This window comes from Allobosea sp. Tri-44 (assembly GCF_004123845.1).
Classification (GTDB): Bacteria; Pseudomonadota; Alphaproteobacteria; order Rhizobiales; family Beijerinckiaceae; genus Allobosea.
Window position 1 is genome coordinate 296,233 of record NZ_NBDP01000007.1, and the last position, 13,078, is coordinate 309,310.

General features: G+C 66.5%; 12 protein-coding genes. 6 read left to right on the top strand and 6 right to left on the bottom strand.

What is annotated here, in order from left to right:
* Positions 1–4: 4 nt before the first annotated feature.
* From B6S44_RS07905 to B6S44_RS07925, 5 genes are read right to left on the bottom strand one after another with little or no spacing between them, the layout of a single operon-like run.
* Positions 5–892 (bottom strand): intradiol ring-cleavage dioxygenase, encoded by an 888-nt coding sequence (locus tag B6S44_RS07905; protein WP_129156304.1) that lies wholly within the window; start codon positions 890–892, stop codon positions 5–7.
* On the bottom strand, positions 889–1,806 hold the full coding sequence (locus B6S44_RS07910; protein ID WP_129156306.1) for an NAD(P)-dependent oxidoreductase: 918 nt from the start codon (positions 1,804–1,806) through the stop codon (positions 889–891). The genes B6S44_RS07905 and B6S44_RS07910 overlap by 4 nt, the downstream gene beginning before the upstream one ends.
* A 10-nt stretch (positions 1,807–1,816) precedes the next feature.
* Positions 1,817–3,181, bottom strand: a complete 1,365-nt coding sequence (locus B6S44_RS07915) for an amidohydrolase family protein (RefSeq protein WP_129156308.1) — start codon at positions 3,179–3,181, stop codon at positions 1,817–1,819.
* Positions 3,182–3,183: 2 nt separating this feature from the next.
* A complete protein-coding gene (locus B6S44_RS07920; protein ID WP_129156310.1) occupies positions 3,184–4,272 on the bottom strand; it encodes a maleylacetate reductase in 1,089 nt (362 codons plus the stop codon).
* A 43-nt stretch (positions 4,273–4,315) separates the two neighbouring features.
* Complete coding sequence (locus B6S44_RS07925) at positions 4,316–4,690, bottom strand: Dabb family protein (protein ID WP_129156312.1); 375 nt, start codon at positions 4,688–4,690, stop codon at positions 4,316–4,318.
* Between the two features lie 118 nt (positions 4,691–4,808).
* Here B6S44_RS07925 and B6S44_RS07930 point away from each other — a divergent pair, with 118 nt between their 5' ends.
* Entirely contained in the window at positions 4,809–5,723 is a 915-nt protein-coding gene (locus tag B6S44_RS07930; RefSeq protein ID WP_129156314.1) for a LysR family transcriptional regulator, read from the top strand.
* A gap of 301 nt (positions 5,724–6,024) precedes the next feature.
* Here B6S44_RS07930 and B6S44_RS07935 read toward each other — a convergent pair whose 3' ends face one another.
* Positions 6,025–6,945, bottom strand: coding sequence for a LysR family transcriptional regulator (locus tag B6S44_RS07935; protein ID WP_248309511.1), 921 nt, complete (start codon positions 6,943–6,945; stop codon positions 6,025–6,027).
* A gap of 124 nt (positions 6,946–7,069) precedes the next feature.
* Between B6S44_RS07935 and B6S44_RS07940 the strand changes: the two genes are divergently transcribed.
* The 5 genes from B6S44_RS07940 to B6S44_RS07960 all read left to right on the top strand — a co-directional run bounded on the left by B6S44_RS07940 (position 7,070) and on the right by B6S44_RS07960 (position 13,078).
* Positions 7,070–8,110, top strand: a complete 1,041-nt coding sequence (locus tag B6S44_RS07940) for an aromatic ring-hydroxylating dioxygenase subunit alpha (protein ID WP_129156316.1) — start codon at positions 7,070–7,072, stop codon at positions 8,108–8,110.
* Between the two features lie 25 nt (positions 8,111–8,135).
* A complete protein-coding gene (locus B6S44_RS07945; RefSeq protein ID WP_129156318.1) occupies positions 8,136–9,233 on the top strand; it encodes a 2Fe-2S iron-sulfur cluster-binding protein in 1,098 nt (365 codons plus the stop codon).
* An 89-nt stretch (positions 9,234–9,322) separates the two neighbouring features.
* Positions 9,323–10,384 (top strand): histidinol-phosphate transaminase, encoded by a 1,062-nt coding sequence (gene hisC / locus B6S44_RS07950; RefSeq protein WP_282568174.1) that lies wholly within the window; start codon positions 9,323–9,325, stop codon positions 10,382–10,384.
* A 74-nt stretch (positions 10,385–10,458) separates the two neighbouring features.
* On the top strand, positions 10,459–12,015 hold the full coding sequence (locus B6S44_RS07955) for an ABC transporter substrate-binding protein (RefSeq protein WP_129156320.1): 1,557 nt from the start codon (positions 10,459–10,461) through the stop codon (positions 12,013–12,015).
* 97 nt (positions 12,016–12,112) lie between these two features.
* On the top strand, positions 12,113–13,078 hold the full coding sequence (locus B6S44_RS07960; RefSeq protein ID WP_129156322.1) for an ABC transporter permease: 966 nt from the start codon (positions 12,113–12,115) through the stop codon (positions 13,076–13,078).

Genomic DNA, 13,078 nt, shown 5'->3' on the forward strand with positions numbered 1-13,078 from the left:
GGGCTCAGCCCGCGCCTTGCGCACGTCCCGGCGCAGGGTTGAGCTGGAAATCGTAGGTCAGGTGGCACCAGGGCCGGTCGAGCGTTCTTCCATCCGGAGCGGTGCCTGCCGGATGCGCCGCAAAATCGCTGATCAACGAATCCTTCACGCCGAAGACGGCGTCGGAATCGAGATACTGGTCGCCGGCGACGAAGACGTGGGTGACGAGCTTCTCGTATCCCGGCGCCGCGATCATGAAATGGACGTGGGCCGGCCGCCAGGGATGGCGTCCCTGCGCCTCCAGCATCTTGCCGACCGGCCCGTCATGCGGGATCGGGTAGGCAGCCGGCTTGATCGACCAGAAATGGAAGCGGCCCTGCGCGTCGGTGCGAAAGCGCGCCCGGGCGACGAGATCGGCCGCGTCCTCCGAATGCTGGACGTCGTAATAGCCGTCCTCGTCGGAATGCCAGACGTCGACGATCGCCCCCGTGAGCGGACTGCCATCGGCAGCGGTGACGGAGCCGGAGACATACATCGGCTCGCCCGGCAGCTCGCCGGAGATGTCGCTGCCCAGAGCGGCTTCGGGCGGGCCCTCGACATAGAACGGGCCGAGCACGGTGCTCTCAGTGACGGCGCTCTGATGGTCGTGGTTGATCGCGTCGACCAGCATGGAGACGCCGAGCGTGTCGGAGAGCAGGATGAACTCCTGCCGCGCCCCGGTGCACATCTGGCCGGTATCGGTCAGGAAGGCGATGCCCTTCGCCCATTCCTCCTGCGTCGGACGGATCTCGCGGATGAAATCATGGAGGTGGCGGACGAGGGCTTCGCTGATCTGGCGGGTTCGGGCATCCGGTGCGTCGGCGATGCGCTCGAGCACGGCCTGGGTGATGCTGTCCTGATCGAAATTCCTCATTCGACCCTCCCTTCGTTCCTGCCGAGCTCGGGCTCGCCCAGGCCTGCGAGCCATTCGGCGAGGCGTACCGTCGAGATGAAATCGGCCTCGCCTTCGCCGCGCCCGATCAGGGCGCCATAGGTTTCGCGCGTCAGGCTCGCCAGCGGCATGGCCATGTCAGCGGCATGGCCGGCCCCGATGATCAAATCGAGATCCTTGGCCATCTGCTGGCAGGAGAAGGTCGGCGAAAAATCGCGCGTTTCCAGGCTTTTCGCCTTGTAGTGGACCATGGGCGAGCCGACCGCGCTGTTGGTCAGCACGTCCAGAATGTCCTGCCAGGCGAGATTGCCCTTGCGCGCGAGCACGACGCTCTCGCCCATCATCGCGGCAGAGACCGCGATCATCAGGTTGACGGCGAGCTTGGCGAAGCGGGCCTCCTCGGCTTCGCCGAGATACTTCTGGGCGCGGGTGAAGCCCTGCGCGATCGGCAGGAAGCTGTCGAAGGCGGCGCGCGGCCCCGAGACGAAGCAGGTCAGGTTGCCGGTATGGGCGATGGCGGCGTTGCCGGAGACCGGCGCGCGCAGATAGAGAATGCCGCGCTGCGCCGCCTCCCGCGCCACTTCCGCGGAGATCGTCGGGCTGACGGTCGAGGTTTCGACCAGGATCGCGCCCTTGCGCATCGCGTCGAAGAGCCCGCCGGACAGTGCGACGGCAGCCAGCACCTTGTCGTCCGGCAACGAGGTGAAGACGATGTCGCGTCCGGCCGCATCGAGGAGCGTGGCGGCGGGCCTGACACCGCCTGCGGACGCTGCGGCGATGCGCTCCTGGTCGCGATCGAAGCCTGCGATGTCGTGCCCGGCCGCCGCGAGACGGATCGCGATGGGCAGCCCCATCTTGCCGAGCCCGATCCAGCCTATGGTTTGTGTGTCGGTCATTCCGCTGTCCTCAAGCCGCCCGTTGCCCGCGACGAAGCTCTTCGACGATACGCGTGCCGGAGGCGGCGAGACGGGCAACCTTTCCGTCCAGCCCTCCGGCCAGCAGCCTTCCATGCTGCTTGAGAAAGCGGCCGGCGATCATCACGGCTTCGATGTCGCCGCGCCCCGCCTGCATCACCACGGTGGCGGCGGGATCGTGCACCGGCTGCAGATGCAGCGCACGCGCGTCGATCAGGGTGATGTCGGCCTGCTTGCCGAACGCGAGCGAGCCGATGCGGTGATCGAGGCCCAGCATGCGCGCGCCCGCTATGGTGATCCAGGACAGCGCCTGACGGACGGGAATCGTCGAGGTCGGCGGAATCGCGCCGGTCTGGCGGCGGCTTTCTGCGTTGTCGAGCGCGCGCTGCATGCCGAGCGCGATGCGCGCGACGCCCATCATGTCGCCGGCGAGCACGGATTCGAGATCGACGCCGAGCGAGGGCGCCACGCCCCGCGCCAGCAGCCGGCCGGTGATCGGGAAGCCATGGCCCTGCGTCATCTCGTTTTCCGGGGTGACGGAGAAAGAGGCGCCGAGATCGACCAGCCGCGCGAACAGCTCGTCCGAGAGGTCGTTGCCATGCACGATGTTGATGCAGGGCCCGACCAGCCCCTCGGCGAGCAATTGCTCCCATCCACCCGGCGTCTTCGCCGCGCCACCGCCCTGGTGCATCGAGGCGACGAGGCCGAATTCGCGGGCGAGGCGGAAGTCGGCCCGCGCGACCTCCATTGTCGCGTAATGCGGGCCGAGGATGGCGAGGCCGAGCGTCAGCAAGCCGTCATCGCCGGCGAAACGGCCGCGCCGCAAACGCTCGACCTCGGCGCGCGGATGCGGCACCTCCGAGAAATGCGGCTCACCGGGCTTGGGATCGGGCTTGGGCGAGCCGTGGAAGAAGGCGGCGCGGATGCCGCTTTCCGTCAGCGCCTCGACGGCGGCGTCGGTGTGCTCGGGCGTGGGGTTGTTGTGGCACCAGTCGACCAGCGTCGTGGTGCCGGCGTCGATCTGGCCGAGCGCGCCCATCAGCGTCGCGATGCCGATATCCTCCGGCGTGAAGAGGGTGGCGAGGCCGGCATGCACCCAGCGGAAATATTCGAGCAGCGTCCAGTCGGCCGCGAGCCCGCGCAGGCCGGTCTGCCAGCTATGCATATGGGCGTTGACGAAGCCTGGCACGGCGATGCGCCCGGCCGCGTCGACGCGCTCGGCATCGTCAGCCTTGATGCGGGGCGCGATGGCGGCAATCCTGCCGTCCGCGACGAGGATGTCGCCCCGATCCAGGTCGCCCGTGGCGGCGTCCATCGAGAGGATGGTGGCGCCCGAGATGAGGATGCGGCGCGCCATGCTCAGGCCGCCTCGTCTTCGGCGATGGCGGCCCGCGGCCGCTCGCCTGCGAAGGCCTTGGCGAGCAGGTTGCGGATGCCGTCGCGCGTGACCGGTCGCGGATTCCAGTAGGGGTTCTCGACGGCGATGTCCGCTGCCGTCTCGATTCCGCTCTCCGGCATACCGAGTTGCGCCAGCGACAGCGGCACGCCGAGCGCGCGCACCAGATCGTACAGGCCCTGCGCCGCGTCGGGGGCGCCGAGCGCCCGGCGGATCGCGGCCATCGCCTCCGGCGCGGCCGGCGCGTTGTAGGCGACCGCATGCGGCAGGACGACGGTATGCGTCTCGGCATGGGGCAGGTCGAAGCTGCCGCCCAGCGTGTGGCAGAGCTTGTGGTGCAGCGCCATCCCGACCGCACCGAGGCAACAGCCGCAGAGCCAGGCGCCGTAGAGCGCGTTGGTGCGTGCCTCCAGGTTCGCCGGCTCGTGAACGAGGATCGGCAAGGCGGAGGACAAGGTGCGGATGCCGTCCTCCGCCATCAGGGAGATGATCGGATTGCGGTCCCTGGCGTAGAGCGCCTCGACCGCATGGGCCATGGCGTTGACGCCCGAGGTCGCCGACAGCATCGGCGGCAGGCTGAGCGTCAGCTCGACATCGTAGAGCACCGTCTCGGGCAGCACGTCGAGCGAGCGGATCGTCGTCTTGCGGCCAGCTTCCGTCTGGCCGAGGATCGGTGTCATCTCCGAGCCGGCATAGGTGGTCGGGATAACGATCTGCGGCACGCCGGTGCGCAGCGCCAGCGCCTTGCCGAGCCCGGTGGTGGAGCCGCCGCCCAGCGCCACGACGCAATCGGCCCCGGTCTCGCGCAGGGTTTCGAGCGCCCGCTCCGTCACCTCGACCGGCGTATGCATCGTCGCCTCGGCGAAGTACCCGGCCAAGGCGGAGCCGAGCAGGGCACCAAGACGCTCACCCGCGGCCGTCTGCTGCGGCGTCGTCAGCACCAGCGCCCGCCGGGCGCCGAGCCGCTGAACCTCCGCCGCGACCTCCTTGATCGTGCCACGCCCGAAGCGGACCCGGGACGGGAGAGCCTCATAGGTGAAGGTCTCGATCATCGGGGACTCCCTGCGGAAGAGACGTTGATCGGGCGGTGCCGGCTCACTCGCCGGCGACGACTTCGCGGTGGCGGTGCAGATCGCTTCCGGCAAAGACCGGGGTGTCCGCGTCGGCGAGATAGTCGACCTGGAAGCGCGCGATCCTGAGATCGGCCAGCTCCTGCCGGACCCTCAGATGCTCGGGATGGCTGCCATAGGCTTCCAGCGCAGCGCGATCGGCAAACTCGCTGACCAGAACGACATCGCAGGCATAGTCGACACCGCTGACGTCCGCGCCGATCTCGATATGGGTGAGACCGTCGATGCGGCCCCGAAGCCCCTCGAAGGCAGCCTTGACCTTGGCGCGGGCAGCGGCGCGCTCCTGCGGCGTGTCTCCACGCAAGCGCCACATCACGATGTGGCGGACCGGACCGGACATGGCGTTTCCTCGACCTTAGGCCATCGTTCTTGGGCCGTCGTTGTCCGGCGAGTTAAGACTTGCGAAAGCCGGAAATAAAGCTGAGCTTCAGGAACTCTCTTTTGCGGAAATCGGAAATATGGACCGGCTCACGCAGATCGAGGTGTTCGTGAAGACGGCGGAGCTGCGCAGCCTGTCGCGCGCGGCGGAAGCGCTCGGCATGTCGAACGCCGCCGCCAGCCGGCACCTCGCCGCCCTGGAAGAGCGCCTCGCCGCCCGGCTGGTCGAGCGCAATACGCGCCGGCTCTGGCTGACCGAGGCGGGCGAGCAGTTCTACCAGCGCAGCGGCGCGCTGCTGACCGAGTTCGGCGAGGCCGAGGATGCGGTGAACGCCCATACGCTCGCGCCGCAGGGCGTGCTGCGCGTCACTAGCTCCCTGTCCTTTGCGACGATCTATCTGGCACCGATGCTGCCGGCGTTCCGCAAGCTCTACCCCAAGCTCGGCGTCCACATCGCCGTCGCCAACCGCTATCTCGACTTCATCGAGGCCGGCATCGACGTCGCCATCCGCACGCGCCTGCACGAGCCCGACAGCCATATCATGGTGCGGCGGCTCGGGCGGATGCGGCGGGTCCTCGCCGCCTCCCCCGCCTATCTGGAGGAGCGCGGGCGGCCCGCGGCCCCGGCCGACCTCGCCCAGCACGACATGCTGGTCTATAACCTCGCCGCCGACCCGTTCTCGCTGCGCTTGACCAGGGGGGATACCGAGCGGATCGTGCGGATCGGCGCGGCGCTCGACTGCAATGACGGGCAGGTGATCCGCCAGGCCGCAATCGCGGGGCTCGGCATCCTCATCCAGCCGCTCTACATCGTGCAGGCCGATATCGAGGCGGGGCGCCTGACACCCGTCCTGCTCGACTGGCAGCTACCGATGCTGACCATGAACATTGCCTATCAGAACCGCGACCACCTGCCGGCCAAGATCCGGGTGTTCAACGAGTTCCTCGTCAATCACGTCCGCTCGACCTCAAACAGCCAGATATGGTCGGCATGACCGCCCTTGGCAGTGCCAGCAGATCGAGAAGCTGAGGCAGCAAGGCAACTTTGGCTTCAGTTTTGCCCTTTGTCGGATGCTGAGGCGGTAAACAACGCGACCCTAGCGGTGCGCCAACTGCTGACGTTGGCGTGCTACCCGGAAGCGGACATTTTTCGCTGACCCCTGCGATAAGCCCGCGACCTATTGCGGTCACTACGGGCGGAACGTCTCGCCATCCCGGAGATGCCATGGATGGGTTCGTGCGAGGTTCAACGGCGCGCATGCGATTGTCTTCGGTGCAACCGCTTTTCCGGTACGCCTAGCCGCCGGCAGACAACTTGGCCTGACTTTTCGACAGCGCGACGACCCAAGCTCTGAATTCCGTTCCGAACGGCTTGTCCAGCGCTGCGCGGTCCCAGGCTAGAAAATAGGGGTCGCTCAGTTGCAGACGATGGTCGAAAGGGATCACCAGGCGTCCGGCTGCGAGGTCTTCGGCGATCATCGCCATTTGGGCGAGAGCGAAGCCGTGCCCGTTGACTGCGGCGTCCAGAGCGGAACTCGACAGGGAGAAGGCGAGTTCGGTCTCGACCCGGCGCAGATTTCCGCCGACGCTCGCTGCCCACTCGCGCCATGTCGGGGCCGGACGATGCTGCTGTTCCCATTCGATGCCGATCAAGGGATGGCGCAAGACATCGTCGGCGGTGCTGACATCGTGTCCGGCAATCAGAGAGGGCGCGCAGGCCGGCACGACCCAATCGGTAAACAGCTCGGTGAAATGGGCGAACCCCTTGCTCTTTTCGCCATATGAAATGCGGAAATCAAAGGGATCGTGGTGCAGCACCGGCTCCGCTTCGGCGCCGATCAGGCGAACCTTCGCGGCCGGATGGAGTGCGTGCCAGTCAAAGAGTTTCGGGCCGATCCACCGGCTGGCCACTGAAGCCAGGCAACTCACGACGAGGCCGCCGCTCGCCCGCGCGTGATCGAGGGCGGCATGCGTCTGGCGAAGATCGTCGAACGCCGCCGCCAGGCCCTTCTGATACATCCTGCCCCAGGATGTCAGCTCGACCCCCTTGCCGCTACGCTCGAGCAGATGGAGCCCGAGATGCTCCTCCAGCTTGCGGATCTGCTGGCTAACCGCTCCTGGCGAGACACCGAGTTCAAGAGCGGCCTTCGTGACGCTGCCGTGCCGCGCCACATGCTCGAAGGCTTGCATGGCTTTCAACGGTAGCTGTTTCGGCACCAAGACCTCTCTGCGGAGCGATCAGTCATTTTAGTTTTTCTAATATAGATTGCAATTCGTAACGCTTCGTCCCGGCTCGCAGCGCGCTTAACAATTGGCCTGTCGATTGCGCGGGGAAGCCGTCATGTTCCTGAGAAACGCTTGGTATGTCGCTGGATGGGATCGCGAGATCGGCACCGCGCTGCATCCGGTCACGATGCTGGGCGAGGCGATCGTTCTCTTCCGCAGGCAGGACCGCACACTGGCAGCCCTGGAGGATGCCTGCCCGCATCGCAAGCTCCCCTTGTCCATGGGTCGCATCAAGGGCGACACGGTCGAGTGCGGCTATCACGGCCTGACCTTCGACGGCACCGGAACCTGCACGCGCGTGCCTGGCGCCGAACGCATTCCTCATGTCGCTCGGGTCCGTTCCTATCCGGTCGCGGAGCGTTACGGCCTGGTCTGGATCTGGATGGGCGAGGCGTCGCTGGCCGACCCTGCCGAAATCTTCGCGGTCGATCACTGGGGCGATCCTGCCTGGGGCATCAACCAGGGCGATGGCATGACGATCGACTGCAACTACCTCTACATGACCGACAATCTGCTCGACCCTTCGCATGTCGCGTGGGTTCATCAGTCCTCCTTCGGCGGCGCCGGAACCGAGGAGACTCCCCTCCAGACGACGGTCGGGGAAGACGGAGTGACCGTCTGGCGCTGGATGATGGATGCTCCGCCCGCACCCTTCTATGCGCCGTTCCTGAAGTTCAGCGGACATTGCGATCGCAAGCAGCATTATGAAGTCCGCTATCCCAGCAATGCGATCATCAAGGCAATTTTCGCGCCGGCTGGGAGTGGCGGCGAAGGCCGTCCGTTCCATCAGGACGTGTTCCTGATGGACAGCTACAATTTCATGACCCCGATCGATGAGCGCCGGACCCGCTACTACTGGTTCCAGATGCGCAACTTCGCGCCGAACGACGCCGAGATTTCCGCACAGTTCGCAACCTCGGTCAGGGGCGCATTCGAGGAGGACCGCGCCGTACTGACAGCCGTGCAAAAAGGCATGGACGACAAGCGCACGCCCAATCTCGACCTCAAGATCGACAATGGCCCGCTCCGTTTTCGCCGCCGGCTGACGCAGCTCATCGAGGCCGAGCGCGCCTCCTCGCTCGCCGCCGCGGAATAGGGCGTCCTTCGTGAGCGCGCCCCGGATGAGCGGTTTCCGCGAGCTCAAGGTTCTCGCCAAAAGGCGCGAGAGCAGCACGATCACGTCCTTCGAGCTCGCGCCGGTAGAGCGCGAAGGATGGCGCCCATTCAGGCCCGGCCAGGTCCTCGTGCTGCGCTGCGCCTCTTCAACGGAACGCCGGTTCGTGCCGCGCACCTACAGCGTGTCGTCACCTTCCGCGGAGGCGGGGCGCTACCGGATCACCGTGAAGCGTGAGGCTGCTCCATCTGCGGGGCTGCCCGACGGGATCGGTTCCTGCTTCCTGCATGACGCGGTCGAGGTCGGCGACATCCTTCTGGTGGATGGGCCGCGCGGAGAGTTCGTCCTGCGCGATGAAAGCTCGCGTCCCGTCGTTCTGCTGAGCGGCGGCGTCGGGTTGACGCCTTTGGTCTCGATGCTTCATGCGCTGGCTGCCGATGCCGGCAGGCGCGTCTTCTTTATCCATGCCTGCGACAATGGCGAGGTGCATGCGCTGCGCGACGAGGTCGATGCCATCGCGGCGGACCATGCCCATGTCAGCGTACACTATTGCTACCGATTTCCGACAGATGCCGACCGGCGAGCTGGCCGCTTTCACAGCGAAGGCCTCGTCACCCGCGAGGCACTGCAGAGTCTGCTGCCGCTCGACGACTATGACGTCTATCTGTGTGGCCCTCCCCCTTTCATGGACGCCGTCCATGGGCTGATCCGCTCGCTCGGCATCACGCCCGAACGGATCGCGAGCGAGGTCTTCGGACCCGCCAGCCTCGCCGGCGACGGGCGCGCCTCGAACGAAGGAAGCAACCCGGAATCCGTTTCTTCACTTATCGCCCGACCATTGGCGGGCACGGAACCTCTCGTTGAATTCCGCAGGTCGGGCCGGATCGTGCCATGGGACGCGGCAGCACAGTCCCTGCTGGTCTTCGCCGAGGAGAACGGCCTCGATCCCGAATTCTCGTGTCGCGCCGGAATCTGCGGCTCGTGCACGACCGCCGTGATCGAAGGCGAGGCCGACTATTTCGAAGAACCGCTCGACCCGCCTGGCGACGGCCACGTCCTGATCTGCTGCGCCCGCCCGAACGGCAACCTGGTGCTCGACCTGTGAACCCGCAGAGTGCAGGCTTGAAGGACGGTGACGCCGAGAGCCGGCGCGCAGCCGGCGCGGCTCCCCAGGATCAGCGCTTCAACCGCTATGTGGCCGCGCTGCCAGCCTACAATGCGGGAATGAACGTCGACCGCGCACGCGAGATCAGCGGCAGGCAGGATATTGCGCGGCTGGCGAGCAACGAGAACCCCGACGGCTGCTCTCCGGCGGTTTGGGCGGCACTGACATCGCCCGCATTCGAACCTTGGCGCTATGCAGACCCCGCCTGCACGCTTCTCAAGACTGCCCTCGCCCGCAAACTGGCGGTCGGGATCGACGAGATCGTCATCGGCAACGGCTCCGAAGAGATGATCGCTGCGATCTCGCGCGCGACGCTGATGCCCGGGGCGAAGGTCGTCACGGTCGCGCCCAGCTTCGGCCTGCATGAGATCGAGCCGCTAGCGGTCGGCGCGCAGGTGGTCAAGGTCGCCATGACCGCCGAGCTTGGCTTCGACATCCCGGCGCTGGAGGCTGCGATCGTGGCTGGCCCGCGCCTGGTGTTTCTCTCGTCGCCATGGAACCCCGTCGGCCCCGCGCTCGACAGGCACGCCCTGCAGCGCCTGATCGCCGCCACCGGGCCCAATACGCTGTTCGTGCTCGACGAGGCGTATTTCGAGTTCGGCGGCAGCGACATGCCGGACGGGCTTGCGCTCATGCGCGAGGCAGGTGTCGCCCATATCATCCTGCGGACCTTTTCGAAGGCCTATGGGCTTGCCGGGCTACGCGTGGGCTATGCCGTCTGCAGCGACGCGGAGACCGCGCGCGTCGTGGCTGCGGCCAAAACGCCGTTCAACGTCAATGGCGCAGCCCAAATCGCCGCGCTCGCCGCACTGGACGACGAGGACTGGATGCTGGCCTCGGTCGCGCGGCTGCGCGCTGAGCGCCAACGGGTGACGGAAGCGCTGCGCGCTATCGGACTCCATACGGCGCCGTCCCACACCAATTTCGTCTTTCTGGATGCCGGCCGCGACAGCGTCGAGCTCGAACGTCGGCTCTTGATGCAGGGCATCCTCGTCAAGGCCTGGCGCGAGCCGGGTTTCCAGAACTTCGTCAGAGCGACCATCGGCCATCGTTGGGAGAACGACAGGTTTTTGGAGGCTTTGGCGCCCTAGCCGCGTGCCTGACCGACTGAGCACAGAACTCAGCGGGGCCGCGGTCATCACAAACCAAAAAGGGGAATGCAGACATGAGCGAAGACGTCTCGATCAACCGACGACATGCAATGGCGGGACTGGGCCTGCTCTCCGCCGCAGCCGCCCTGCCATCTCTTGCCAAGGCCCAGGGACCGGCGCCCAAACGGGGCGGCGCGATGCGCATCGCCATCGCGGACTTCGCCACCTCGGATTCGCTCGACCCGACCCTGGCCGAGACGCAGTTCAGCCAGAACCTGCAATGGCAACTGCGCAACAACCTCGTCGAGGTCGGGCCCGGGGGCAAGCTGATCCCGGAACTGGCGGAGAGCTGGGAGGGCTCGAACGAGGCCCGGACCTGGGTGTTCAAACTGCGCCGGGGTGTGACCTTCCATGACGGCAAGCCCTTCACGGCGAGCGACGTGGTCCATTCCTTCAACATCCACCGCAAGGAAGGCTCGAAATCGCAGACCAAGCCGATCCTGAACCAGATCACCTCGATCAAGGCCGAGGGTCCCCATACCGCGATCTTCGAGCTGGTGGACGGCAATGTCGGCTTCCCCGCGCTGACCAGCGCGGTCGGCCTCTACATCCTCAAGGAGGGCGATACCGATTTCAACAAGGGGATGGGCACCGGCGGCTATATCCTCGAGCAGTTCCAGCCCGGCATCAAGGCGGTGGTGCGCCGCAATCCCGGTTACTGGAAAAGCGGCCACGCCAATTTCGACAGCGTCGAGCTGATCTGCATGAAGGACGCGACGGCGCGCGCGAATGCGCTGATCACCGGGCAGATCGATGCCTACAACGCCGTCGACACGCGTACCGTAAACCTGTTGCAGCGCAGCAGCGCGATCCGGATCAACCGGGTCAAGAGCAAGGCGCATTTTTCGTTCCCGATGATGATCGATCAGGGGCCGTTCGCCAGCAACGACGTGCGCCTGGCGATGAAGTTCGCCATCGATCGGGACGACATCGTCAAGCGCGTCCTTGGCGGCTTCGGGGCACCGGGCAACGACCATCCGCTGTCCTCGGCCTATGCCTTCTACGACGGCACGATCCCGCAGCGGAGCTATGATCCCGACAAGGCCAGGTTCCATCTCGACAAGGCGGGCGCGGCGAACCTGCGCGTCCAGCTTCATGTCTCGGAGACCCCCTTCACCGGCGCGACCGACGCGGCCGTCCTGTTCAAGGGCCATGCCGCCAAGGCCGGCATCACCATCGACGTCGTCAAGGAGCCGGAGGACGGCTACTGGTCGTCGGTCTGGAACAAGCGGCCGCTTTGCACCTCGCGCTGGAGCGGGCGCATAAACGAGGACGTGCTCTTCACGCTCGGCTACACGGCCGACGGCACCAAGGCCGGCTGGAACGAGACCCGCCTGAACGACGAGCGCTTGAACAAGCTCGTCGCCGAGGCCCGCAAGGAATTCGACGAGGGCAAGCGCCGCCAGCTCTACGGCGAGGTCCAGCGCATCGTGCATGGGCAGGGCGGCTCGAACATCTTCGCCTTCGCCGACTTCCTCGACGCCGTCAGCAGCAAGGTCACGCATGGCGAGCTGTCGGGCGACTGGATGCTCGACGGCTGCCGTGCCTCAGAGCGCTGGTGGTTCAGCTGAACCCGCATCGTTCCCTGGACAGCCGGCATCTGTTCGAAATCCGCCTCCGCGCGCGTCCTGCGTCCGCGGAGGCACTCGGCCGCAAGGGACGGTCGTCATGGGCAGCGTAGCCGAGCTTCTCGCCAAGCGCCTCGTCTTCGGGATCGCCACGCTGTGGGTCATCTCGCTGCTCGTGTTCTCGGCGGTCAACCTGCTGCCGGGCGATCTCGCCGACGCCATTCTCGGGCAAGGCGCGACCCCTGAAGCGGTCGCCGCCTTTCGCGCGGAGCTCGGCCTCGATCAGCCCGTGGCGAGCCGCTACCTGAACTGGGTGGCCGATATCCTCCACGGCGATCTCGGCCGCTCGCTTGCCAACGACCGGCCGATCTCCGAGCTGGTCGCGGGCCGGCTCGCCAACACCGTCCGACTCGCCATCCTTGCAGCCTTCATCGCGATTCCAGCCGGCGTCGGCCTCGGCATCCTCGCCACGGTGTACCGCGACCGGCCCTTCGATCGCGCGACGACGACGGCCTCGCTCATCGCCATCTCGTTTCCCGAATTCTTCACCGCCTATATCCTGGTCGCACTGTTCTCGGTCACGCTCGGCTGGCTTCCCGCCGTCGCGATCGAGACCCGGGGCGGCGGCTGGCAGCAGGCCCTGCGCGAGATCGCGCTGCCGGCCCTGACGCTGGCGCTGGCCGTCGTCGGCTATGTCCTGCGCATGACCCGGGCAGCGATCGTCAACGTCATGGCCGCGCCCTATATCGAGATGGCGCAGCTCAAGGGCGCCTCGCCGCTGCGCATCGTCACCCGGCACGCGCTGCCCAACGCGCTGTCGCCGATCATCAACGTCGTGATCATCAACCTCGCCTATCTCGTCGTCGGCGTCGTCGTCGTCGAAGTCGTCTTCGTCTATCCCGGCCTCGGACAACTGCTCGTGGACTCGGTGTCCAAGCGCGACATCCCCGTCGTGCAGGCCTGCTGCATCATCTTCGCGGCGACCTATGTGCTGCTGAACCTCTTGGCCGACATCCTCTCCGTGCTCTCCAACCCGAGGCTGCGCCGGCCTCGCCAGCAGGTCTGA

What these genes read in the sequence shown, in the direction of transcription:
- B6S44_RS07905 (WP_129156304.1), bottom strand. Translation starts at nt 892, where the DNA reads ATGAGGAATTTCGATCAGGACAGCATCACCCAGGCCGTGCTCGAGCGC.
- B6S44_RS07910 (WP_129156306.1), bottom strand. Translation starts at nt 1,806, where the DNA reads ATGACCGACACACAAACCATAGGCTGGATCGGGCTCGGCAAGATGGGG.
- B6S44_RS07915 (WP_129156308.1), bottom strand. Translation starts at nt 3,181, where the DNA reads ATGGCGCGCCGCATCCTCATCTCGGGCGCCACCATCCTCTCGATGGAC.
- B6S44_RS07920 (WP_129156310.1), bottom strand. Translation starts at nt 4,272, where the DNA reads ATGATCGAGACCTTCACCTATGAGGCTCTCCCGTCCCGGGTCCGCTTC.
- B6S44_RS07925 (WP_129156312.1), bottom strand. Translation starts at nt 4,690, where the DNA reads ATGTCCGGTCCGGTCCGCCACATCGTGATGTGGCGCTTGCGTGGAGAC.
- B6S44_RS07930 (WP_129156314.1), top strand. Translation starts at nt 4,809, where the DNA reads ATGGACCGGCTCACGCAGATCGAGGTGTTCGTGAAGACGGCGGAGCTG.
- B6S44_RS07940 (WP_129156316.1), top strand. Translation starts at nt 7,070, where the DNA reads ATGTTCCTGAGAAACGCTTGGTATGTCGCTGGATGGGATCGCGAGATC.
- B6S44_RS07945 (WP_129156318.1), top strand. Translation starts at nt 8,136, where the DNA reads ATGAGCGGTTTCCGCGAGCTCAAGGTTCTCGCCAAAAGGCGCGAGAGC.
- B6S44_RS07955 (WP_129156320.1), top strand. Translation starts at nt 10,459, where the DNA reads ATGAGCGAAGACGTCTCGATCAACCGACGACATGCAATGGCGGGACTG.
- B6S44_RS07960 (WP_129156322.1), top strand. Translation starts at nt 12,113, where the DNA reads ATGGGCAGCGTAGCCGAGCTTCTCGCCAAGCGCCTCGTCTTCGGGATC.